Origin of the sequence: Flavobacterium urocaniciphilum, assembly GCF_900110615.1 — a bacterium.
Classification (GTDB): domain Bacteria; phylum Bacteroidota; class Bacteroidia; order Flavobacteriales; family Flavobacteriaceae; genus Flavobacterium; species Flavobacterium urocaniciphilum.
In genome coordinates this window covers 199,848-223,427 of the sequence record NZ_FOEI01000005.1, presented here as the reverse complement: position 1 = coordinate 223,427, position 23,580 = coordinate 199,848, and the positions used below count along the sequence as shown (strand labels likewise).

The window sequence follows — 23,580 nt, the reverse complement described above, 5'->3', positions numbered from 1 at the left end:
GCCTTCTTTTATTAAGTCCTTCAAGTTTTACTTGAAGGACTTTTTTTTGTTATTGGTACGGCGTGTTCACTTGTTTTTTAACAAGTTCGGTTCGCCGCCTTCTTTTATTATGTCCTTCAAGTAAAACTTGAAGGACTTTTTTTTACATTAAATCGTCTTATATAAACGATTTTTGTTTTTATAATTAAAAGTTCTTCTGGAAACCAACGCGTTAGTAGGTGAAGCGGCATCCTTTTTTATCTACAAGGAAGAAGGAAGGAATAAAAAAGATAGAGCAAACACACGACCTCGTTTAAAGCTAAACCTGTTTTGAAAATTATACCTCTGAAACGAGGGAACGCCCAAAAAAGAAAATTTAAAATCTCACTCAAAATGCTCTATAAATCAGTTATAAATCTTAAAAAAATGTTAAAAATGTTAAAATATAAAGTTTTAATTAACATAATTTTTTTTATACATTAACAAGTGATAACTTTAAGTATGGTTCAGCAATTTAACCCAATTGTTTCACTTAAAAATTACTCTTCAAAGTAATTGGATTTCAAAATACTTTTCTTTTAAAATTGCTGCATAAATTTTAGTCGTTTTCATTTTATACACCCAAAATTATGAAAAAGGGAGTTTTATTTTTGTGCAAAAATAGAATGGATTTTCTGTCGGCACTATTTTGTATGTTTTTTCAATTAACTCATAGCCAAGAATTAAAAGAAAATCAAGTTAATATTTCTAATTCCATTAGTACAGCTTTATTGGAAGTTACTTGTCCAGGTGATATAGTAGTTTCTTGTGATCAAGATGTACAGTCTGTTTTTAATAATTGGTTAAATGGTTTTGGTTATATAGGTGGTGGTAATGTTATCACTACAGATTTATCAAATTATGTTCCGCCTCAACCTGGAGAATTACTTGAAGTAATATATATGGCTTCGGATATTAATAATTTTGATTATTGCAAAGGTAGATTTCGTGTATTAAATTGTAATACTGCTTTTTGTACATATACACAGGGATTTTACGGCAATTGTAATGGAAAAGCTTGTACTGTTTATTTAGGTGAAGTAAATGCTCAGGAAATTATGAAATATGCAATTTTGAAACATGGTGGTGAATATAATTTTGGTAGTGTTGTAACTGGAAATTATTTTAAATTAACATCAAACGATATTTTTGGACATCCAAATAAATGCAGCAATGCTATTTTTAAATTATTACCAGGCGGGGGAGCTGCAAATTCATTATCTGGATTTTCTACTTTTAATAATTATTCCACTTGGTCTGATAGTAATCCTGTACAAGCTAATGGATTTAATGCAGGGAAAATTAATAATGTATTATTAAGTCAAACTATTACTTTGTTTTTTAATCTTTCAATGAGTCCTGAATTAAATGATTTTGAATTACAAACCCATTTTTCAACTGCTGCTACTACTTTTTGTGGATCAAATGTTCCGATTTTATCTTCTGTTCAAGAATTTGAAATACATTCTTCAATTATTAATTATTTAAATACTAATTGTGGTGGAGCTACAGTAAAAAACCTTTTTATTTTAGCTAATAAAGCATTAGGAAATGAAGCTATAGGTAATTTGTCGATTGCTAAAATCAATGAAGCAGTAGATGCTATAAATCGTGGTTTTGATAAATGCAGAATTAAAGTTAATGCACAAGGTCAAGAATCACTAAAAACAAGTTTAATAGAAGTTAAAACAACTGATTATATTGTTTCACCTATTCCTTTCAATGATTTTATTACTGTAAAGTATTTGTTAGAGGATAATTCAGATGTTACTTTCCAAATATATGATTATAAAGGAAATTCACTTTTTGAAATAGAAGATCATGAAGTTTTTCAAAATAAAGAATTTAAAATCGATCTTCCTTCAATATTTAAAAATAAAGATGTTTTGTATTTGCGAATTTCTTCAAAGAATGGCTCAGTAGTAAAACCAATTATCTCTAAATAAAAAGAATAAAAAAAGCGTCCTGATTTCGGGACGCTTTTTAAATTTAAATTCTTTTTAATTGTTGTTTTAACATCACAATTTGATCTTTCAGCATATTGTGTTTGTCAAGCTTTTTTGCTTCACCTAATAATTTTTCTGCTTCAATTTTTCTTCTTTTAGAAGCAGCAATCCCGGCTAATTGTAATTTAGCAAGAGCTAAATCTTGATCCATGCTTAAGCCTAATTCGATTGCCTTTTTAAAATATTTTTCAGCTTGAATTAAATTTGTTTGAGAAACCATTAATCCATTTAAGTAATTATAATACCCTTGTTGTTTTCTAACAAGAGCGCCTTCTGGATTAGTAATTTTGTCTAAATATTTTTTAGCACCTTCAAAATTTTGCTTTCTTAATTGTAAAAATGCTAAAATAATTAATTCATTTTTAAAGTAAAATAATACAAAAATGGCTGCTAAAAGTATAAGAAAAATCCCATTTCCTATGTTTCCTTCTGTAAATTGATAAACAGCGAAAGCTAAAATTCCTGCTGCTACTATTAATTTTATGTTTTTATTGAACATGTTTTTATAATTTAGGTTGCAAAGGTAATAAAATCTATTAAAAATATTTTTAAAAAAGTATTTGTAAATGAAAAAAGTCTTTGTATATTTGCACTCGGTTTTAGGAAAAACCAATTTGAAAAGAATAATATAGAATTTAAAAATACAAGCAATGAGTAAGAGAACATTTCAACCATCAAAGAGAAAAAGAAGAAATAAGCACGGTTTCATGGATAGAATGGCTTCTGCGAACGGAAGAAAAGTGCTTGCTCGTAGAAGAGCTAAAGGAAGACATAAATTAACTGTTTCTTGTGAACCAAGACACAAAAAATAATGTTTGTATTCTAGCAAAAATATCAGGTGTTACTATTTTTTTAGTAACACCTTTTTTTTAAATTTTTTTACACAACTAACACAAACTGAATGCTTAACATTCAGGAAATCATAAACAACACAACAACATGCCAAAAGACAATTCAATTAAATCGGTTTTAATTATTGGTTCAGGACCAATTGTAATCGGACAAGCGTGTGAATTTGACTATGCTGGTTCACAATCTGCTCGTTCTTTAAAAGAAGAAGGAATTGAAGTAATTCTTATCAATTCTAATCCTGCAACAATCATGACAGATCCTTCAATGGCTGATCATGTTTACTTAAAGCCTCTTACTACAAAATCTATCATTGAAATTCTTAAAGCTCATCCACAAATTGATGCGGTTTTGCCAACAATGGGTGGACAAACAGCGCTTAATTTAGCTATTGAAGCGGATGAAAAAGGAATTTGGAAAGATTTTGGTGTTCGTTTAATTGGTGTTGATATCAATGCGATCAATATCACAGAAGATAGAGAGCAATTTAAAAATTTATTAAACCAAATCGGTGTACCTCAAGCACCAGCAAAAACAGCAAATTCTTTCTTAAAAGGTAAAGAAATTGAACAAGAATTTGGTTTTCCATTAGTAATTCGTCCTTCGTTTACGTTAGGTGGAACAGGTGCTGCTATCATCTACAAGAAAGAAGATTTTGATGCGGCTTTAACATATGGTTTAGAAGCTTCTCCAATTCACGAAGTTTTAATTGATAAAGCTTTAATGGGATGGAAAGAATACGAATTAGAGTTATTACGTGATAGTAACGATAACGTAGTAATCATCTGTACAATCGAAAATATGGATCCAATGGGTATTCATACTGGAGATTCTATTACAGTAGCTCCTGCGATGACTTTATCGGATACAACATTCCAAAAAATGAGAGATATGGCCATCTTGATGATGCGTTCTATCGGTAACTTTGCAGGTGGTTGTAACGTTCAGTTCGCGGTTTCTCCTGATGATAAGGAAGATATTGTAGCAATCGAAATCAATCCTCGTGTTTCTCGTTCTTCGGCTTTAGCATCAAAAGCAACTGGTTATCCGATTGCAAAAATTGCTACAAAATTAGCCTTAGGATATAACTTAGATGAATTACAAAATCAAATTACAAAATCGACTTCAGCTTTATTCGAGCCAACATTAGATTATGTAATTGTAAAAATACCACGTTGGAATTTCGATAAATTTGAAGGATCAGACAGAACTTTAGGATTACAAATGAAATCGGTTGGTGAAGTAATGGGAATTGGACGTTCGTTCCAAGAAGCACTTCACAAAGCAACTCAATCTTTAGAAATTAAGAGAAATGGGTTAGGAGCTGATGGAAAAGGCTATACCAACTACGAGCAAATTATTGATAAATTAACACATGCAAGTTGGGATAGAGTATTTGTAATTTATGATGCTATTGCGATGGGAATTCCATTAAGCAGAATTCATGAAATTACAAAAATCGACATGTGGTTCTTAAAACAATACGAAGAATTATTCCACTTAGAGAAAGAAATTTCAAAATATAAAGTTGATTCACTTCCAAAAGAATTATTATTAGAAGCGAAACAAAAAGGATATGGTGATCGCCAAATTGCTCACATGATGGGTTGTTTAGAAAGTCAAGTTCACAAATTACGCGATGATATGAATATTCAACGTGTATACAAATTAGTTGATACTTGTGCGGCTGAATTTAAAGCGCAAACACCATATTATTACTCAACTTTCGAAGCGGAAATTGAAAAAGCAGACGGAACACGATATGTTCACAATGAAAGTACTGTAACTGATAGAAAGAAAGTTGTCGTTTTAGGTTCTGGACCAAATAGAATTGGACAAGGAATTGAGTTCGATTACTCATGTGTTCACGGAGTTTTAGCAGCTAAAGAATGTGGTTACGAAACAATCATGATTAACTGTAACCCAGAAACGGTTTCGACTGATTTTGATACGGCAGATAAATTATATTTCGAGCCTGTATTTTGGGAACACATTTACGACATCATCCAACATGAAAAACCTGAAGGTGTAATTGTTCAGTTAGGTGGTCAAACGGCTTTAAAATTAGCAGAAAAATTATCGAAATACGGAATTAAAATTTTAGGAACTTCTTTCGACGCTTTAGATTTAGCGGAAGATAGAGGAAGATTCTCTGATTTATTAACAGAATTACACATTCCATTCCCGAAATTTGGAATTGCTGAAAGCGCAGAAGAAGCTACTCAATTAGCAGATTCATTAGATTTCCCATTATTAGTTCGTCCTTCTTATGTATTAGGTGGACAAGGAATGAAAATCGTAATCAACAAACAAGAATTAGAAGAACATGTAATTGATTTATTAAAATCGATTCCTGGAAATAAATTATTATTAGACCATTATTTAGATGGTGCTATTGAAGCGGAAGCTGATGCAATTTGTGATGCAGATGGTAATGTGTACATCATCGGAATTATGGAGCATATTGAGCCTTGTGGAGTACACTCAGGTGATAGTAATGCTACATTACCACCATTTAATTTAGGTGAGTTTGTAATGCAACAAATTAAAGACCATACTCAAAAAATTGCGGTAGCTTTAAAAACAGTAGGTTTAATTAATATCCAGTTTGCTATTAAAGACGATACAGTTTACATTATTGAAGCGAATCCTAGGGCTTCTCGTACCGTACCATTTATCGCGAAAGCATACGGTGAGCCTTATGTAAACTATGCGACTAAAGTTATGTTAGGTCATAATAAAGTTACTGATTTCAACTTCCAACCGAAATTAAATGGATATGCGATTAAACAACCTGTTTTCTCTTTTAGTAAGTTCCCGAATGTAAATAAAGCATTAGGACCAGAGATGAAATCGACAGGTGAAAGTATTTTATTCATTGATGATTTAAAAGACGATCAATTCTACGATTTATATTCTAGAAGAAAAATGTATTTGACGAAGTAATTTCTAGAAATACTAAAATAAAAAATCCCAAATTCCAATGTAGGAGTTTGGGATTTTTGTTTTAGGAACAATATTAGTTTATCTAAACATATCCATTCCAGGAATATTTGGCATTCCCGATTTAGCCACTGCAGCCATTTCAGCTTCGTTTACATTTGTAGCTTTTTCAATGGCTTTGTTAATTGTATTCACTAAGTAATCTTCCAGCATTTCTTTATCTTGAAGTAAATCATCACTAATTGAAATGTTTTTAATTACTCTATTGGCAGTAATTGTAATATGTAATAAACCATCATTACTTTTTTCGTCAACTAAAACGCTGTTTAATCTGTTTTTAGTTTCTTCCATTTTTTGTTGGGTTTCTTTTAATTTACCCATCATTCCCATTAAGTCCATTTTTTTGTTTTATTTAATTATAACCATTTTTTTTCTGATTCTGTAGCATCTAAAATATCAATATCTAATGCTAATTTTAAATGATCAGCAATTTCAAAAGCTTCCTTTTTATTGGTAGTTTTCGATATAGTAAAATTTTTATTCCCTGAATAAAATAAATTTAACAATATAATATCACTTTTAAAAGATGCAATTTGAGCGCCTTTTGAACTCACATTTGTAGTTTCAGTAGTTTTAAAAACTGATACATAATCAAATTTCGGACAAGGTTCCCAAGTACCAAAATTTTTTCCAAAGATAGATTTCACTTTTCGATACGTTTTACTTTCTAAATCAATTTCTGTTCCTTCTGTTACTATAAAATTCAGACCTAATAAAAGAAGAAAAAGTCCAGCATAAATATTTTCAAAAATAAAAATTCCCATTCCAGCTAATATTAATGAAATGGCTAATATTTTTTTCATTAAAATTATTTCATTTAAGTAGATAATTGTCTTCATTATAGTTCTTTAATAAAAGTACAACGCTTTTTATGATACACAGGATTAAAATGTTTCCATAAATTATGTACGGCATGATTGTCTTCTAATTCAGGTGTTCGCATACAAGTTTGAATTCCTAATTTGGTAAATGTTTTGTGGTTTTCATTAAAAATAATTGCAGTAATTCCTTTACTTTGATATTCAGGTAATACACCAATTAGGTAAAAAACAGCTGTTTTACTTTTCTTTCTAGCTTGTAATAAATGATAAAATCCGAAAGGAAACAATTTACCTTTTGCCTTTTGTAAAGCATCTGCAAAGTCGGGCATAACGATACTAAAAGCTACCATTTTATCATTTTTATCCATGATGAATTTTATGTATTCCGGATTGATAAATGATATGTATTTTTTCTTAAAATATTCTATTTGAATATCATTAATCGGAACAAATGATTCTAAAGAAGCATAACTTGAGTTAAACAATTCAAACATTTTGTCTACATAAGGCATAATGTCTTTTGTTTTGGTAAAGTTCAAATGTGATAATTCGTATCTTTTTTCAATCATGTCACCAATTCGTTGAAAATTGGTAGCATCAATGTTTGAAAAAGGAAACTTACTTTCTAAATAAACCTTTTCTTTAGTATAGCCTAATTGTTCAAAATGTGTAGCATAATAAGGAAAATTATACCAAGTAATCATTAAACTTTTTTCTTCAAAACCATCAATTAAACAACCTACTTTGTCTAAGTTTGAAAATCCCATCGGACCTTCAATGTTTTCTAATTGATGTTCTTTTCCGAAAGCAATTACTTTGTCTAATAATGCTTTAGTAACTTCAATGTCGTCAATAACATCGAACCATCCAAAGCGAACTTTCTTTTTGCCTAAAATGTTTACTTCATCCCAATTGATGATAGCAACAACTCTTCCAACAATTTTATTGTTTTTATAAGCTAAATAAAAATGAGTATCTGCAGTTTTAAATACAGGATTTTTAGTTTTATCAAAAGATTCAAGTTCTTCCTGAATTAAAGGCGGAACCCAATATTTGTTATTTTTATATAATTCAAAAGGAAATGTTACAAATTCCTTCATTTCTTTTTTAGAGAATATCTCTTTAATTTCTATCATTCTTCAACTGCGTCTTTTCGTTTCTTTTTATCGGCTTTTTTATCCATTTTTTTATCCATTTTACTTCTAGTTCCTGGCTTGTCTAATTTTACTTCTTTGTAGTTTTTAGTAAAACGCCATGTGAAACCAAGTCCTCCATACATTAAATTTGGAGTTGATTTGATATTTGTTCCAAAAGAAACATCAAATTGCATGTCCTTTTTGTATAAATAAGCTGCTCCTAAACGAAAAATACCATCACTATAATATTTTCCATTATACCCTTGATTTTCAAGGAATACAGATAAATTTTGATTTACACCTCGAGTTAAAGTTATGATATAGTCGATACTTGCAAATTCAGTTCCAATTTTATTATACGCAATGTTTGTAACTAAAACGGTTCTACTACCAAAATGATTTTGTGCAATAATCATTGCTTTCGGACTAAAAGAAGGTTCAATAACATCAATTGGTGCATAATTAAATAAATTACCATCAACTAAATTGAAGTTGGCACCAGCATAACCCGCTAATGCAGGAATAAATTGTCTCCATTTAAAACGGTGGTTGGCTTTCCAACTATATAGATTTGGTTTTTCTTCGTAATTTTTAAATGGATCATAAAAAAGGTATTTTGCTCCTAAAATAGCTTGTCTTAAGCCACTTCTGTCAGTTTGAAATCCAAATTGATTATATGAATCTTTTTGATATTGTAATTCACCAATAATCTCTAGTTCTTCTTTGAAAAATCCCCAACGAATTGCCAAATCAGCATTAAAACCTTTTGCTTCATATTCTAATTTGTCGTGTTCTTCTTTTAGGTAGTTGATACCAGTTTCAGTCTGAATAACATTTTTTCCAACTGAAAATGCCATCATCGATTTTCCAGGTCTATTAGAGTTTACTTCATCTGTAAATTGAGCATAACCTAATGATGATGAAGCAAGTATTGACAATAGCAATAATTTCTTATTTAAATTCATATATGTAAAATTTAATTTTTAGTAGTCATATATGTTATCGCTATTTTATGAATAACGATTTCATAGGATTTGGATTAAAACCCAAATGTAAATATTTTATAATAATTTTAAGTATTCCATTTGGAATATTCCTTATTTTTGACAAAAAAAATAATATTATGGATACAGCAAGTGTGCCTGGATTAATTAAAACTTTATTCTATATTATATTGTTTTATTACCTATTCAAGTTTGCAATGCGTTTGTTAGCCCCGTATTTGATGCAACAAGTTGCTAAAAAAGCAGAAGAACAAATAAAAAAACAATTTGAATATCAACAACAACAATATCAATCACAACATCAATCGCAACCAACTACTGAAAAGGTTAAAAAAGAAGAGAAAAAAATTGGTGATTATATAGATTACGAAGAAATTGAATAAAATCTTTCCCCTTTCGGGGAATTTTTTATTTTTGTGTATTATTAAAAACAAACCATTAAAATGAAGAAATTAGAAAAGTTTGCACCTCATTTATACGCCATATTTGGATTTATTGTAATTGCTTTAATTTATTTTTATCCTGTACTTTCAGGAAAACAATTAGCTCAATCGGATATTGCTCAATATACGGGAATGGCTAAAGAGCAAATCGATTTTAGAAATGAATATCATGAAGAACCTTATTGGACGAATAGTGGTTTTGGTGGTATGCCAACGTATCAATTAGGAGCAAAATATCCTCATAATTATATTAAAAGTTTAGATAGTGTATTGCGTTTTTTACCGCGTCCTGCAGATTATCTTTTTTTATACTTCATTGGATTTTATTTGTTAATGCTGAGTTTGAGAGTAAAACCTCTTAAAGCTTTTTTTGGAGCTTTAGCGTTCGGTTTTTCAACTTATTTAATCATAATTTTAGGTGTTGGTCATAATGCAAAAGCTCATGCAATTGCTTATATACCAGTACTTTTAGCTGGTATTATTTATGTTTTTAGTAAACGCTATTTGATTGGAGGAATAATTACAGTTTTAGCAGCTGGATTAGAATTGCAAGCAAACCACTTCCAAATGACGTATTACTTTTTATTCTTAATTGCTTTTATTGCATTGTATTATGTGATTGAAATAATTAAAGAAAAAGATTTCCAACATTTATATAAATCTTTAGGAATTTTAGCTTTTGCCGCTATTTTAGGTGTTGGTATGAATGCTACTAACTTAATGGCTACTTCAGAATATGCTAAAAATTCTACACGAAGTACTACCGATTTAACATTTACTCCAGAAGGTAAAAAGAAGACGGATAATAATGCCATGAGTTATGATTATATTACAGAATATAGTTATGGTGTTGCTGAAAGTTTAAATTTAATTGCACCAAAATTATTTGGAGGTTCAAATACAGAAGATTTAGGGGAGAAATCTTCTATGTATCAGTTTATTATTTCTCAAAATGTTCCTGAACAAGACGCAAGAGATTTAGTAAAACACATGCCAACGTATTGGGGAGATCAACCAATTGTTGCTGCACCAGCCTATATCGGAATTGTAGTATTCTTTTTGGCTATTTTAGCTTTGTTTTTAGAAAAGAGAAAAATAAAATATGCATTAGTTATTGGTGTTGTTTTTTCATTATTGTTGTCTTTTGGAAAAAACTTTTCTCCTTTAACAGACTTTTTTATCAATTATGTGCCTTTATATAACAAGTTTAGAGCAGTTTCTTCTATTCAAGTTATTTTAGAATTATGTATGCCTGTTTTAGCGATTTTAGGATTATCTGCTTTTATTAATGCTGATGAAGAATCTCGTAAAAAACCTCTTTTAATTTCCGCTGGAATTGTAGCTGGAATTCTAATTTTACTGATTTTAGGTAATGGAGCCTTCGATTTTACAAGTGGAAACGATAAAATTTACGCTCAACAATATGGACCTGAGTTCATGAAAGTTTTACGAGAAGATAGAGAATCACTTTACTTTTCAACTTTATATCGTTCATTCGGATTTTTAGCGGTCGCTTTTGGTTTAATGTTTTTATTTACTAAAAAAGTATTTTCACAATTTACAACGGTTATTTTAATCGGATTAGTAATGGTGTTAGACTTGTTTGTTGTAGCTAAAAACTATGTAAAAGCAGAAGATTTTGTTTCTAAAAGTCAAATTGAAAGACCTTTTGGTGAACCAACTGAAGCGGATGCCAGAATTTTAGAAGATACTACTCATTTTAGAGTTTTTGAAATTGATGGTAACATGAATAGTGCTCGTGCATCGTATTTTCATCAATCTATTGGTGGTTATAATGCTGTTAAACCTAGAAAATATCAAGAATTATTTGACTATCAAATCGCCAATAATAATATTGAGATATTAAATATGTTGAATACAAAATACATCATTAAATCCGATCAAGAAGGTAGACCTCAAGCATTAGAAAACCCTGAGGCAAATGGAAACGCTTGGTTTGTTTCAAAAGTTAAAGTTGTAAATTCTGCTGACGAAGAAATGAAAGCGTTGAATACTCTTAAAACGAAAGAAGAAGCAACGTTTTTAAAACCTGAATTATCTAAAGGATTGTTCAACTTTGAAACAGGTAAAGATTCAACTTCTACAATTGAGTTAATTTCATACAAACCAAATCATTTGAAATATGTTTCAAACAATTCTAAAAATGGATTTGGAGTGTTTTCTGAAATGTATTATAAAGATGGTTGGAAAGCTACTATCGATGGTAAAGATGCTGAAATTTACAATGTTGACTATGTTTTACGCGGTTTAAATATTCCAGCGGGTAAACATACCATCGAATTTAAATTTGAACCAGAAGTTATTAAAACGGGTAGCATGATTGCTTTAACTTCAACGGTTTTAGTGTTTTTAATCATTGTGTTTAGTATTTACTACTGGAGAAAACAGAATAAGAAATTAGCAGAATTAAAATAATTTATCAAATCTGGCAGATTTAATTAACTGTCAGATTTATTTTTACCATACAATTTTGAATCAGAAAAAAGTTTTAATCATAACGTATTATTGGCCTCCAGCTGGTGGTCCAGGTGTACAACGTTGGTTGAAGTTTGTTAAATATTTACCCGATTTTGGAATTGAACCGATTGTTTATATTCCAGAAAACCCGAGTTACCCGTTATTAGATGAAAAATTACTTGCTGATGTTTCGGATACAACGATAATTTTGAAAAATAAAATATTTGAACCGTATGCCTTAGCTTCTTTTTTATCGAAAAACAAAACGAAGAAATTAGGTGCTGGAATCATTACTCAAAAGAAAAAACAATCGTTTGTTGAAAAAGCCATGCTTTGGGTTCGAGGGAATTTATTCATTCCGGATGCTCGCGTATTTTGGGTAAAACCTTCGGTAAAATATTTGAAAAAATATATTCAAGAACACAATATTGAAACGATAATTACTACCGGTCCACCACATAGTTTACATTTGATTGGTTTGGATTTGAAGAAACAATTAAATATCAATTGGATTGCCGATTTTCGTGATCCGTGGACAACCATTGGTTATCATAAAGAATTGAAATTATCGAAGTGGGCGAGTGCGAAACACAAATCTTTGGAAAAAGAAGTAATGAATACTTGTGATACGATTTTAGTAACATCTCCAACTACGAAAACAGAATTTGAAAGTATTACGAATAAGCCAATTGAAGTTATTACGAACGGTTATGATGTAGAGAAAATTGAACGCAAACCTTTAGATGAAAACTTTACATTAGCACATATTGGATCGTTTTTATCAGAAAGAAATCCGCAAATTTTATGGGAATCGTTATCGGAATTGATTTTAGAAAATGAAAATTTCGCCAAACATTTCAAATTGAAATTAATTGGAGCCGTTAGTAAAGAAGTGTTACTATCGATTTCTGAATATAAACTGAATGATTTTGTACAAAATTTAGGCTATGTTTCTCATGATGAAGCATTAGTTCATCAAAGAAGTTCGCAAGTTTTATTGCTAATAGAAATTGATTCGGAAGATACCAAATGCATCATTCCAGGAAAACTATTCGAGTACATGGTTTCTGAACGTCCAATTTTAGCAATCGGACCAAAAGATTCTGATTTTGAAAACATCATTCGACAAACAAATACTGGTGTTTTTTATCAATATCACGAGAAAAACGAGCTAAAAAATCAAATTTTGACCTATTTTAATCACTATTTGGATAAAAATCTGAAAGTTCATGCTGTAGGATTACAACAATTTAGTAGAAAAAGTTTGACTGAAAAGTTGGCGGGAGTTTTGATACAAAAGGGATAAGTCAAAAGGTAAAAAGCATCAAGTAAAAAGCAAAAAGTAAAATACTGAACACTAACAACTGAAAACTGAACACTAAAACATGGGCATCGTAATTAAACAATCTATTAAAAACACCATTATTACCTTTTTAGGTTTCGGAATTGGTGCTGCCAATACGTTGTTTATGTATCCGTATTTTTTGGGTAAAGATTTCTTTGGTTTAACGGGTTACGTTCTATCTGCAGCGAATATTCTGTATCCGATTATGTCTTTCGGAATTCAAAATACTTTAATAAAATTCTTCAATGAAAATAATAAAACTGAAAAAGAATTAAACAGTTATATAACCTATATGCTTTTAGTTCCGCTGTTTTTTATCATTCCATTAATGCTTTTGTTTTACGTTTTTTACGATCCAATTGCACAATATGAATCAGAAAAAAATAGTATTGTTTACGATTACGTATGGACGATTCCAATCATCGGAATTTTCATGGGATATTTTGAAATTTTTTATGCCTGGCTTCGCGCACATATGAAATCTGTTTTCGGAAGTTTTGTAAAAGAAGTTTTTGTTCGAATATTAATTACGATTTTACTTTTCGGAGTTTATTTTAATTATATCACACCATCAGATTTTATTTATTCGTTGGTTTTAGTGTATGGAATAGGTTTGATTATGATTGTTTTCTACGCAAATAAAGTCAAGAAAATTCGTTTGCATTTCAAAACGCCAAAAAATAGCAAAGGCATTTTAACGTTTACTGTATTTATTATTTTATCTGCAAGTATCGCAAATATGTTGTTAGATATTGATAAATATATGATTAAGCATTATATGAAGATTGATAATATTGCTTTTTATTCTGTAGCGATTTTCATTGCAATGGTAATTTCTGTTCCGAGTAGAGCGATGCATCAAATTACTTATCCGATAACAGCTAAGTTGATGAGTGAAAACAAATGGGAAGAATTGAACGAATTGTATAAAAAATCTTCTATTAGTTTACAAGTCATCGGTGGTTTAATTATGTTAGGTATTTTTGTAAATATCAATCAGTTATACTTAATGCTTCCTAAAGAATATGCGCAAGGATTATTGGTTGTATTTACTATCGGATTTTCTAAATATTTCGATTTAATTTTAGGTAATAATAACGCCATCATTTTCAATTCAAAATATTACCGTGCCGTATTGTTTTTAGGTGTCATGTTGGTAATTTTAATCGTTTTACTAAACATGTATTTTATACCTAATTTCGGATTAAACGGAGCAGCTTTTGCGACTTTAATCTCAATAGGAATGTACAGTTTAGCTAAATTATTATTTGTAGTAATTAAAATGAAATTATTTCCGTTTACCAAGAATAATATCATCTCATTTGTAATTACATTAGCTTTATTTTTTGGGTTTTACTTTTGGGAATTCTCTTTTCATCCTATAATCAATATTGGATTGAAATCGGTTTTAATTTCGATTCTGTATTTATCGTTGCATTATTATTTCAAAGTTTCGAGCGATATTAATTACGTGATTAGGAATACAATTAATAAGTTGTTGAAAATAAAACCATAAAAAAAACTCGCTTCGTTTGCACTCCGCGAGATTTTCAATCAATCAACCAACTTTAACTATTTTTTTCTCTCTGCTTTATCGCGTTTGATAGCTTCGATGTCTTCTGTTTTCATTTTTTCTTTAGTACCATCTTTTTTGTAGTAGTAAAAATCATCTTCGTCATCGTATCCGTAATCGTCATCGTATCCATGTCCACCACCTGTATATCCAGAAGGGCAAGGGTTGTATGTATAACCATAGTTGTATCCGTTTACATATCCGCTAACTCCAACAATTTCTCCATGATAGTTGTAGAAAATTCTCATTCCACCAATTCTAGTTAAGGCAAAACCGTTGTATGTCATGTACACGCTACCAATTCTTTTTACTCTTCCGTAGTAATCGTAGTTGATAAACACATTACCAATTCTTCTTACTCTTCCATAAGCATCGTGTTCAATTCTTATACCTCTCGGACCTCTGTCTTCAATTCTGTTTGGCGCTCCATAAGTAGTGTTTATGCCACCACGTCTAGGAATATAGCTGTTTGCTGCTGTGTTGAAATCGAATTCACCATTAGGGAATACAAAAAATTCAACATTTCTTTCTTTAAAAACTATAGGTTCTGCATCTCTATAATCAATCGCATATGAGTTATAATATCCATTGTTATGACCATATCCATGTCCGTTTCCATAATATCCGTGTCCGTTTCCGTTTCCACGTCTGTCTGTTTCTGTTCTAGCATCTTGTGCATAGGTTGCGTTTAACATAACTAAAAAGCTTGCAACTAAAAAAGTAATTTTTCTCATGATTTCTAAAAATTAATTGTTAAACATTTTTTCGAAATTTCTTTCTTGATTAGCTATTTCCAATTGCTGTGCCAAAGCCAAACTTTTGAGTGATAACGAGTTGATAACGATTTGTTAATGATTTCTAACATGCAGAAAATCAAATATGTATGGAGATGTTTGACTTTATTGCATTCAAAAACCTTAATTAATTGGTTTAATTTTTTTTACACTTTATACTTTTTACTTGGCTCTTCTTTATGAATTTATTATTTTAGCAAAAATCAAAAACCAAAATGAAAAAATTTATCGCCATTTTATTAGTATCAGCCAGCCAATTTATTGTTGCTCAGTATCCAAAAGATTATTTTCGTTCCCCTTTGGATATTCCTATTAATTTATCCGGAACTTTCGGAGAATTACGACCTAATCACTTTCACTCCGGATTAGATATTCGAACCAATAATCAAGAAGGATTACCCGTTTATGCTGCTGCAGATGGGATCATCGTTCGAATTAAAGTTTCCACATTCGGTTACGGAAAAGCCCTATACATTGCGCATCCGAATGGTTATACAACGGTATACGGACACCTTCAAAAGTTTAGTGATAAAATTGAAGCGTATGTAAAAGCTGAACAATACCGTCAAAAAAGTTTTGAAGTAGAATTGTATCCAAGTACTTTGAAAGTTACGCAATCTGAAATCATTGCTTTATCAGGTAATTCAGGAGGAAGTGGAGGTCCGCATTTGCATTTTGAATTTAGAGATACCGCTTCTGAAAAAATTATCAATCCGATGGCATTCGGAATGAATAAATTAATAAAAGATACGTATGCGCCAATAGTTTCAAGTATTATGGTGTATCCAGTAAACGATTCTACGTATGTAAATAAAGGTAATGTACCGGTTAGTTTATCTTTACAAAAACAAGTTGATGGAACGTTTTTAGCTTCCAAAGTTTTTGCAAATGGTAAAATTGGATTTGCTATTAATAGTGTCGATTTATCAACGAATAGTTATAATAAAAACGGAATTTATAAAGTTGCGACATATGTTAATGGTTCGCCAAATTTCGGTTACGAGTTTGATACTTTTGCTTTTGACGAATCGAAGCACATCAATTATTTCATAGATTTTAATAGATATAAAAAATTGAAACAACGATTTCAAAAATTGTTTAAAAAAGAATATTATCCTTTATCTATAGTAAATCACAATACAAAAGATGGAATTTTAGATATTAAATCAGGTTCAAATTATACGTATAAAATTGAGGTTTTCGATTTCCATGGAAATAAAACGGTAGTTAACATTCCTATTTCTTTTGAAAATGCACCTGCAAATAAACTTATTACAACTTCTAACGCAAATTATTACATCAAAGCTAAATCGGATTATAATTTTGAGTTTGAAAAAACGGCTGTTTATTTACCCGTGAATGCTTTGTATGAAAATGCATATTTGAACATAAGTGAAAAAGATGGTGTTTTGGATATTGATAATAATTACGAAGCCATTCAGAATGGATTAACGGTAAGTTTAGATATTTCACATCTTTCAGAAGAAGATCAGAAAAAAGCATTTGTTGCTAATGTTTATGGACTGAAATTAGACTATAACAGTTCATTTCGAAAAGGAACAAAGGTTTCTGCCAAAATAAAATCATTCGGAAAATTTAAAGTAGGAATAGACAATGTTCCACCACGAATTTACAATCCAAACTTTATTGAAGGAAGCAATATTTCTAAATTATCTACGTTAAGTGTTTCTATTAGTGATGCATTATCAGGAATTGATTCGTATAATGCTTATTTAAATGGAGAATGGATTTTGATGGAATACGATTATAAAACCAAGAAATTAGTCCATAATTTAAAAGATGGAAAAGTTATTCCGGGTAAAAATGAGATTAAAATTGTGGTTACAGATGAATTGGATAATGTAACTACATTTACTTCAAACTTTATATATTAATTTTTATGAATTTTAGCGTTAAGCAAATTAAATATACTTTCTTATTTGTATTGTTCACTTGTTTTTCTTTTGCTCAAAAAGCCAGAGTGAAAGGTGTAATTTTAAACGAAAATAAAGAGCCTATTGAAAATGTAGTTGTTGTTTCTCCAACTTCAAATACTACTACAAATGCTACTGGTTTTTACGAGTTAGAAATTGATGCTAACGTTGAAGTAACCCTAGTTTATTCACATTCAACTTATAAGAAGTCGACTTATAAAGTCAAACTAAAACCAAACGAAGATTTCGAATGGAATCCAATTTTGGGTACTAAAAATGAAGTAATTGAAGAAGTCGTTATTACGGGAAAGAAAAGAAAAATTGATGGAGCTACAGCACTTTCTCCTGCAGTAATTAGAAGAATTCCTGGTGCCAATGCTGGAGTAGAGAACTTAATTAAATCATTGCCTGGAGTTTATTCCAATAATGAGTTAAGTACTTCTTACGCAGTTCGTGGTGGAAATTACGATGAAAACTTAGTTTATGTGAATGAAATTGAGGTGTATCGTCCGTTTTTAATTCGTTCAGGTCAACAAGAAGGTTTGAGTTTTACCAATACCGATTTAGTTCAAAATATCGATTTCTATGCCGGTGGTTTCCAAGCAAAATATGGTGATAAACTTTCTTCAGTTTTAGATATTGCGTATAGAAATCCGAAAACCTTTCATGCAGGATTAGAAGCAAGTTTATTAGGTGGAAGTATTTTTGCTGAAGGTGTTTCTAAAAACCAAAAATGGAGCAATATTACAGGTGTTCGCTACAGAAACAACTCGTTATTAGTTAAAAGTCAAGAAACAGAAACGAATTATCGACCATCATTTTTAGATGTGCAAACGATGTTGAATTATGCTCACAATACGAAATGGAGTTTTAGCTTTTTAGGAAATATTTCTCAAAATAATTATAAATACCAACCAACTACGCGTCAAACTAATTTTGGAACAGTTAGTGAGCCAATAGCTTTATTAATTCAATACGAAGGACAAGAAAAAGATAAATATACTACGGTTTTTGGAGCAATTAAGTCGGTTTATGAACCTAATAAAAGCAATACGTATAAGTTTATTACGTCAGCCTATCATACAGTAGAAGAAGAATATTACGATATTTTAGCGCAATATCGTTTAGGAGAAGTTGATGCCAATATTGGTTCGGAAACTTTTGGTGATGTGGTATTTTCTCGTGGAATAGGTTCGCAATTAAATCATGCTAGAAACAATTTAGATGCCTTAATTATTACTAATGAAATTAAAGGAAATCATAAAATAAATCCAAGAAATACAATCGAATGGAGTTTTAAACATAATTTAGAAGACATTCGTGATAGAGTAGTAGAGTGGGAAGTGATTGACTCTGCTGGGTTTTCATTACCTAATCCTTTATTAGGTTATGTAAATGATCAGCCTTATAATCCATATTACGGACCATTAGCACCGTATCAAAATGTTAGAGCTAAAAACAATACAACTATCAATCGTTTTTCTTCATATTTAAATTGGAATCACGAAGGAAAAATAGGTTCGCACACTTATTACATCAATGCAGGTGTTCGCGGACAAAGTTGGTCGGTTCAAAATTTTAATGTTTCAGGAGATAATCAAATTACTTTTTCACCAAGAGCGCAGTTTATTTTAAAACCAGACTGGGAAAAAGAAATGATTTTCAGATTTTCTGTCGGAATGTATAATCAACCACCATTTTATAGAGAATTACGTGCCAATGATGGAAGTTTGAATTTAAATGTAAAAGATCAAAAATCGATACATTTTGTATTAGGTCACGATTATAGTTTTAGAATGTGGGATAGACCTTTTAAATTAGTGAGTGAAGCATATTATAAAACGATGACGGATGTAAATACGTATACAATTGATAACGTAAGAATTCGCTATAGAGCTAATAATGATGCTACTGCTTATGTTTACGGAATCGATGGGCGTTTAAATGGAGAATTCGTTCCAGGAGTTGAATCTTGGTTTACTTTTGGGTATTTAAAAACAGAAGAAAATCAAAGCGGAAGAGGAAATATCGCTCGTCCAACTGATCAACGTTTAAAATTTGCAATCTTGTTTCAAGATTATATGCCAAACATTCCAAGTTTAAAAATGTACTTGAATTTAGTGTATAATACGGGGTTACCTGGTGGTTCGCCAGCGTATGCTGATCCTTATCAATATCAAATGCGGTTAAATGATTATCGTAGAGCAGACGCAGGGTTTTCATATGTGTTTAAAGATGCCAAATTAGGTCACCACAGAAAATGGTTGAATAATTTTTCTGAAATGACTTTAGGATTTGAAATTTTTAATTTGTTCAATAATCAAAATGCCATCACAAATACTTGGGTTAGAGATGTGTATACAAAAACACAATACGGTGTGCCGAACTATTTAACAACTAGAACGTTTAATTTGAAGTTGAGCATGAGAATTTAATTTCTAATTGCTATATTTGATATACAAACTGCAGCATATGAAAAATTATATTTATATCCTTTTCGTTTCTAGTGTGATGATTTTTTCTTGTCAGCAAGAAAAGCCAAAACCTAAAGTGAAATATAACAATACGAAAGAAACTAAATCACCTCAAAGAGACACTAGTAAGTTGGAAGTTGCTGATTTACCTATTCAATTTGAAGGTTCAAATGTGTTGATTTATACTATTGGTAATTTAACTTTAGGAGATATCAATAAAAAAGGAACTTATGAAAGTACTTCTTACGAAGGTGTGGCTGGATTTAATGTTTCTAATTCGATGGATAATGAAATTACGGGATATTTACAGAACATGAAATTTCAAGCCATTGGTTCCGATTCATTGCATGTTTTAACAGATAAAGTAATGCTTATAGAGCGAGTTTCTTTTGTGAAAAACAATAAAATGTTAATTTATATTTTAGCAGATTCAGATACCAATCAAGATGGCGTTATAGATTCTAATGATATTAAATCCTTATATATAAGTTCAGAATTAGGTGAAAACTTCACTAAAATTTCAACTGATTTACAAGAATTATTAGATTGGAAACATATTGAAGCTGCTAATAAAATCTTCTTTAGAACCGTTGAAGACGCTAATAAAAACGGTGAATTTGACAAAAATGACAAAATTCATTATCATTTCTTAAACTTAAAAGATAATAAGGTTTCTGAATATTTTCCGTTGTAATTTTGAAAAATAAAATGAATATGTTTATTAAACACAAGCAAAAATTGGTTGGGTTTATATTCATATTAGTAACTTTCTATTTAATAAAATCATATTGTTTTTCTAAAACTGAGTTTGTAGTTCTTAAACAAATGACCAGAATTGATACTCTGGAAAATCGTATTAATGAAGTAGTTTTAGTCAAAAATCCACCCAAAACAGCAAAAGAATTGGAAAAACTTATCGTTTTATATAATTCTGAGCGAATATTTAAATATCCAAACATCAAGCAATTATTCATAAAAGAACGTAATTATATTCTTTTTCCTGCTTTAGGTTTACAAGAAAATTACAAATATGAAGATTTCGAAACTAAAACGGATAAACTAGATAATGCCGATTTTCTGGGAGTAAGAAACAGATCGTTTAGTATAGAAAGAAGCAAGGTTTTTGATACAACAGAATGTTTTGTAGGTGAATATGATTATTATAAAGAGTAAAACTTAAATCAAAATATCACTTTCCAAATCTGATTTTTCAATTTCGATATCAAAACCTAATTTTGAAACCAATTCGATAACCAATTTTTTATACCAGTTTTCCGATTTCGGATGAATATAAATCTTTTCAATTAATTGGTTAATATCAACATCTATTTTCAAACCGTCGTTTATTTTTAAATCGGTATCAGAAACGTCTGAAATTATTCTAACTTCTCTTTCATATTGGAAACTCTTACGTTTAAACATAAAAGGGAAGAACATATTGTCAAATGGGATGTATTCCTTTTTGTAGTCTATATAATTAACTTCACCAATATATTGCTTAAAGTTTTGTTCAGGCACTAAAGCTTCTTGCAGTCTGCCAATAGTGCTTTGAATCGCTAAACCTTCACTATTTTGAGTAAATATTTGCCACATAGCATACGATTCATATTCATTGATATGCCAACTGCTTACTAATACTTTTTCGCGATGTGATTTATAATATGCTAAGAATTCTGGATTGTTTTCAGATAGCTTTTTAATTTCTTCGTAAGTGGGTTCTGAAAAAGTGCCTTCATATTGATCCTCAAACTTATCAGATCGCGACATGAATAACTGTTTCGATAATAATAAGTCTAAAAATTTCGACAAGTCTAAGTATTTCCAAACAATCGTATCTGGATTTTCGGGTAACTTAATATTGTCGTTTATAATGTACATTACTCAAACGATTGAAGGGCTACTAATTTCGCATACGTTCCGTTTTTAGCTAATAAATCATTGTGATTTCCTTGCTCTACAATTTTTCCTTTTTGCATTACGATGATATTATCTGCTTTTTGAATCGTAGATAAACGATGCGCTATTACGATAGAAGTTCGGTTTTGCATCATTTTTTCAATGGCATCTTGAACTAATTTTTCACTTTCCGTATCTAAGGCTGAAGTTGCTTCATCTAAAATCATAATTGGGGGATTTTTCAATACTGCACGAGCAATTGAAATACGTTGTTTTTGTCCGCCTGATAATTTTCCACCGCCATCACCAATATTGGTTTCTATTCCGTTTGGTAAATCTTTTACGAAATCGTATGCATTAGCAATTTTCAACGCTTCAATAATTTCTTCGTCTGTTGCGTCTTGTTTTCCAATTAAAAGGTTGTTTTTAATCGAATCATTAAACAAAATCGAATCTTGTGTTACCAATCCGATTAAAGCTCTTAAAGAATGCATATCCCAATCTCTAATTTCAACATCATCAATTTTTATACTTCCTTCTTGAATATCATAAAAACGTGTCAATAAATTGGCAATGGTACTTTTTCCTGAACCCGATTGTCCAACCAAAGCAATGGTTTTCCCTTTTGGGACTTCGATAGAAAAATCTTTTAAAACTTTTTCTTTTTCGTAAGCGAAATTGATATTGTTGATAGAAATACCTTTGTCGAAAGTATCTTTTACAAATGCATTTTCTTTATTGGTAATCGTATTTTCTTGATCTAAAACTTCCAATACTCTTTCTGCAGCCGCTAAAGCTGATTTTAATGTATAAGACGCTTTAGAAATAGCTTTTGCCGGTTGTAATATTCCATATGCTAATAACATAAATCCAATGAATTTTTCACCATTCAACGTGTTTTCTACTAAAACCATATTTCCACCAAACCATAAAAGAATGGCAATAACTACAATTCCTAAAAATTCACTGACTGGATTTGCAAGGTTATTTCTATTTAATAAACTATTAGAAAAAGTATATAATCTATCGGCTGAAGCATTAAATTTACCAAAAAAGTTACCTTCAGAATTATAACTTTTAATGACTTTTAACCCAGAAAGAGTTTCTTCCAAAATAGAAACAAATACTCCTGATTCTTGTTGAACACGACCCGATTTTCTTTTTAAGCCCTTTCCAATCCTTGATATCATTAATCCTGATAATGGAATGAAAATCAGTACAAATAACGTTAGTTTTGCGTTGATAAAAAGCATCGTAAAAAGCATACCAATAATAGTTAATGGTTCTTTAAATATTACTTCTAAAATAGATAAGAATGCAAACTGAACTTCACCCACATCATTTGTTAATCGAACCATAACATCACCTTTTCGCTTTTCTGAATAGAATGATAAAGGCAAATGAATCACTTTGTTGTATAAAGCAATTCGTAAATCACGTAACGTGCCATTACGTAAAAAAGTTACGTTGTACATTGCAAAGTAATTACTAACATTCTTTAATAAAAACATTGAAATTACTAAAGAAATCATAATTAGTAAGGCATGTTGTGGACCATGCTCATCTTTTGCTGTTGTTAATATATAGTTTAAATAAGCTTCTCCATATTTGTTTAACTCACCATCATATTTTGGAATTTCTGTAACACGTTCAGTTTTTCCAAACATAACTCCAAGCATTGGAATAAGCATTAACATTGACAACGCATTAAAAATGGCGTATAAAATGTTGAAAAAGATGTTGTAAAAGGCAAACCTTTTATAAGGTAATGCGTATTTTACTATTTTATAAAATGAACTATTCATT

19 protein-coding genes are annotated in these 23,580 nt (G+C 30.3%); 11 read left to right on the top strand and 8 right to left on the bottom strand.

What is annotated here, in order from left to right:
- Window positions 1–671: 671 nt before the first annotated feature.
- Window positions 672–1,964, top strand: coding sequence for a T9SS type A sorting domain-containing protein (locus tag BMY86_RS10300; protein WP_091468690.1), 1,293 nt, complete (start codon window positions 672–674; stop codon window positions 1,962–1,964).
- Between the two features lie 43 nt (window positions 1,965–2,007).
- Here BMY86_RS10300 and BMY86_RS10295 read toward each other — a convergent pair whose 3' ends face one another.
- Complete coding sequence (locus tag BMY86_RS10295) at window positions 2,008–2,523, bottom strand: hypothetical protein (RefSeq protein WP_091468687.1); 516 nt, start codon at window positions 2,521–2,523, stop codon at window positions 2,008–2,010.
- Window positions 2,524–2,674: 151 nt separating this feature from the next.
- Here BMY86_RS10295 and rpmH point away from each other — a divergent pair, with 151 nt between their 5' ends.
- Window positions 2,675–2,836: a 50S ribosomal protein L34 gene (gene rpmH, locus BMY86_RS10290; protein ID WP_007136275.1), complete on the top strand. Its 162-nt coding sequence runs from the start codon at window positions 2,675–2,677 to the stop codon at window positions 2,834–2,836.
- Between the two features lie 127 nt (window positions 2,837–2,963).
- A complete protein-coding gene (gene carB, locus BMY86_RS10285) occupies window positions 2,964–5,819 on the top strand; it encodes a carbamoyl-phosphate synthase large subunit (protein WP_091468684.1) in 2,856 nt (951 codons plus the stop codon).
- Window positions 5,820–5,897: 78 nt separating this feature from the next.
- Here the strand turns inward: carB and BMY86_RS10280 are convergent, their stop codons facing one another.
- Genes BMY86_RS10280 through BMY86_RS10265 form a run of 4 tightly spaced genes read right to left on the bottom strand, consistent with a single transcriptional unit; the run spans window position 5,898 to window position 8,798 of the window.
- Window positions 5,898–6,215 carry a YbaB/EbfC family nucleoid-associated protein gene (locus tag BMY86_RS10280; protein WP_091468680.1) on the bottom strand — a complete coding sequence of 106 codons (318 nt, stop codon included), beginning with the start codon at window positions 6,213–6,215 and terminating at the stop codon, window positions 5,898–5,900.
- 17 nt (window positions 6,216–6,232) lie between these two features.
- The gene (locus BMY86_RS10275) at window positions 6,233–6,679 is read right to left on the bottom strand and encodes a hypothetical protein (RefSeq protein ID WP_143065641.1); all 447 of its coding nucleotides are present in this window, start codon (window positions 6,677–6,679) and stop codon (window positions 6,233–6,235) included.
- 35 nt (window positions 6,680–6,714) lie between these two features.
- Window positions 6,715–7,833 carry a GTP cyclohydrolase gene (locus BMY86_RS10270; protein WP_091468675.1) on the bottom strand — a complete coding sequence of 373 codons (1,119 nt, stop codon included), beginning with the start codon at window positions 7,831–7,833 and terminating at the stop codon, window positions 6,715–6,717.
- Window positions 7,830–8,798, bottom strand: coding sequence for a transporter (locus BMY86_RS10265; RefSeq protein ID WP_091468672.1), 969 nt, complete (start codon window positions 8,796–8,798; stop codon window positions 7,830–7,832). The genes BMY86_RS10270 and BMY86_RS10265 overlap by 4 nt, the downstream gene beginning before the upstream one ends.
- 158 nt (window positions 8,799–8,956) lie before the next feature.
- On the opposite strand from BMY86_RS10265, the gene BMY86_RS10260 reads away from it, so the two are divergent.
- From BMY86_RS10260 to BMY86_RS10245, 4 genes are all read left to right on the top strand, one after another.
- Window positions 8,957–9,220, top strand: coding sequence for a hypothetical protein (locus BMY86_RS10260; protein WP_091468735.1), 264 nt, complete (start codon window positions 8,957–8,959; stop codon window positions 9,218–9,220).
- 60 nt (window positions 9,221–9,280) lie between these two features.
- Entirely contained in the window at window positions 9,281–11,716 is a 2,436-nt protein-coding gene (locus tag BMY86_RS10255) for a YfhO family protein (protein ID WP_091468669.1), read from the top strand.
- A gap of 55 nt (window positions 11,717–11,771) precedes the next feature.
- A complete protein-coding gene (locus BMY86_RS10250) occupies window positions 11,772–13,064 on the top strand; it encodes a glycosyltransferase family 4 protein (RefSeq protein WP_091468667.1) in 1,293 nt (430 codons plus the stop codon).
- A 79-nt stretch (window positions 13,065–13,143) separates the two neighbouring features.
- Complete coding sequence (locus BMY86_RS10245; RefSeq protein ID WP_091468663.1) at window positions 13,144–14,619, top strand: lipopolysaccharide biosynthesis protein; 1,476 nt, start codon at window positions 13,144–13,146, stop codon at window positions 14,617–14,619.
- A gap of 56 nt (window positions 14,620–14,675) precedes the next feature.
- On the opposite strand, the gene BMY86_RS10240 is transcribed toward BMY86_RS10245, so the two are convergent.
- Complete coding sequence (locus BMY86_RS10240) at window positions 14,676–15,410, bottom strand: hypothetical protein (RefSeq protein ID WP_091468660.1); 735 nt, start codon at window positions 15,408–15,410, stop codon at window positions 14,676–14,678.
- Between the two features lie 275 nt (window positions 15,411–15,685).
- On the opposite strand from BMY86_RS10240, the gene BMY86_RS10235 reads away from it, so the two are divergent.
- The 4 genes from BMY86_RS10235 (at window position 15,686) to BMY86_RS10220 (ending at window position 21,051) form a co-directional block, all read left to right on the top strand.
- Complete coding sequence (locus BMY86_RS10235) at window positions 15,686–17,365, top strand: M23 family metallopeptidase (RefSeq protein ID WP_091468657.1); 1,680 nt, start codon at window positions 15,686–15,688, stop codon at window positions 17,363–17,365.
- Between the two features lie 5 nt (window positions 17,366–17,370).
- Window positions 17,371–19,839 carry a TonB-dependent receptor gene (locus BMY86_RS10230; RefSeq protein WP_091468654.1) on the top strand — a complete coding sequence of 823 codons (2,469 nt, stop codon included), beginning with the start codon at window positions 17,371–17,373 and terminating at the stop codon, window positions 19,837–19,839.
- Between the two features lie 37 nt (window positions 19,840–19,876).
- Entirely contained in the window at window positions 19,877–20,572 is a 696-nt protein-coding gene (locus tag BMY86_RS10225; protein ID WP_091468650.1) for a hypothetical protein, read from the top strand.
- Between the two features lie 131 nt (window positions 20,573–20,703).
- Complete coding sequence (locus tag BMY86_RS10220) at window positions 20,704–21,051, top strand: hypothetical protein (RefSeq protein WP_143065640.1); 348 nt, start codon at window positions 20,704–20,706, stop codon at window positions 21,049–21,051.
- Window positions 21,052–21,054: 3 nt separating this feature from the next.
- On the opposite strand, the gene BMY86_RS10215 is transcribed toward BMY86_RS10220, so the two are convergent.
- Both BMY86_RS10215 and BMY86_RS10210 read right to left on the bottom strand, forming a co-directional pair.
- Window positions 21,055–21,756: a hypothetical protein gene (locus tag BMY86_RS10215; protein ID WP_091468643.1), complete on the bottom strand. Its 702-nt coding sequence runs from the start codon at window positions 21,754–21,756 to the stop codon at window positions 21,055–21,057.
- Entirely contained in the window at window positions 21,756–23,579 is a 1,824-nt protein-coding gene (locus tag BMY86_RS10210) for an ABC transporter ATP-binding protein (RefSeq protein WP_091468641.1), read from the bottom strand. Before BMY86_RS10210 ends, BMY86_RS10215 begins: the two co-directional genes overlap by 1 nt.
- Window position 23,580: the final 1 nt, after the last annotated feature.

Bases quoted from the DNA above. Each gene is read 5' to 3' on its own strand.
- BMY86_RS10300 (WP_091468690.1), top strand. From the start codon at position 672: ATGTTTTTTCAATTAACTCATAGCCAAGAATTAAAAGAAAATCAAGTT.
- BMY86_RS10295 (WP_091468687.1), bottom strand. From the start codon at position 2,523: ATGTTCAATAAAAACATAAAATTAATAGTAGCAGCAGGAATTTTAGCT.
- rpmH (WP_007136275.1), top strand. From the start codon at position 2,675: ATGAGTAAGAGAACATTTCAACCATCAAAGAGAAAAAGAAGAAATAAG.
- carB (WP_091468684.1), top strand. From the start codon at position 2,964: ATGCCAAAAGACAATTCAATTAAATCGGTTTTAATTATTGGTTCAGGA.
- BMY86_RS10280 (WP_091468680.1), bottom strand. From the start codon at position 6,215: ATGGACTTAATGGGAATGATGGGTAAATTAAAAGAAACCCAACAAAAA.
- BMY86_RS10275 (WP_143065641.1), bottom strand. From the start codon at position 6,679: ATGAAAAAAATATTAGCCATTTCATTAATATTAGCTGGAATGGGAATT.
- BMY86_RS10270 (WP_091468675.1), bottom strand. From the start codon at position 7,833: ATGATAGAAATTAAAGAGATATTCTCTAAAAAAGAAATGAAGGAATTT.
- BMY86_RS10265 (WP_091468672.1), bottom strand. From the start codon at position 8,798: ATGAATTTAAATAAGAAATTATTGCTATTGTCAATACTTGCTTCATCA.
- BMY86_RS10260 (WP_091468735.1), top strand. From the start codon at position 8,957: ATGGATACAGCAAGTGTGCCTGGATTAATTAAAACTTTATTCTATATT.
- BMY86_RS10255 (WP_091468669.1), top strand. From the start codon at position 9,281: ATGAAGAAATTAGAAAAGTTTGCACCTCATTTATACGCCATATTTGGA.
- BMY86_RS10245 (WP_091468663.1), top strand. From the start codon at position 13,144: ATGGGCATCGTAATTAAACAATCTATTAAAAACACCATTATTACCTTT.
- BMY86_RS10240 (WP_091468660.1), bottom strand. From the start codon at position 15,410: ATGAGAAAAATTACTTTTTTAGTTGCAAGCTTTTTAGTTATGTTAAAC.
- BMY86_RS10235 (WP_091468657.1), top strand. From the start codon at position 15,686: ATGAAAAAATTTATCGCCATTTTATTAGTATCAGCCAGCCAATTTATT.
- BMY86_RS10230 (WP_091468654.1), top strand. From the start codon at position 17,371: ATGAATTTTAGCGTTAAGCAAATTAAATATACTTTCTTATTTGTATTG.
- BMY86_RS10225 (WP_091468650.1), top strand. From the start codon at position 19,877: ATGAAAAATTATATTTATATCCTTTTCGTTTCTAGTGTGATGATTTTT.
- BMY86_RS10220 (WP_143065640.1), top strand. From the start codon at position 20,704: ATGACCAGAATTGATACTCTGGAAAATCGTATTAATGAAGTAGTTTTA.
- BMY86_RS10215 (WP_091468643.1), bottom strand. From the start codon at position 21,756: ATGTACATTATAAACGACAATATTAAGTTACCCGAAAATCCAGATACG.
- BMY86_RS10210 (WP_091468641.1), bottom strand. From the start codon at position 23,579: ATGAATAGTTCATTTTATAAAATAGTAAAATACGCATTACCTTATAAA.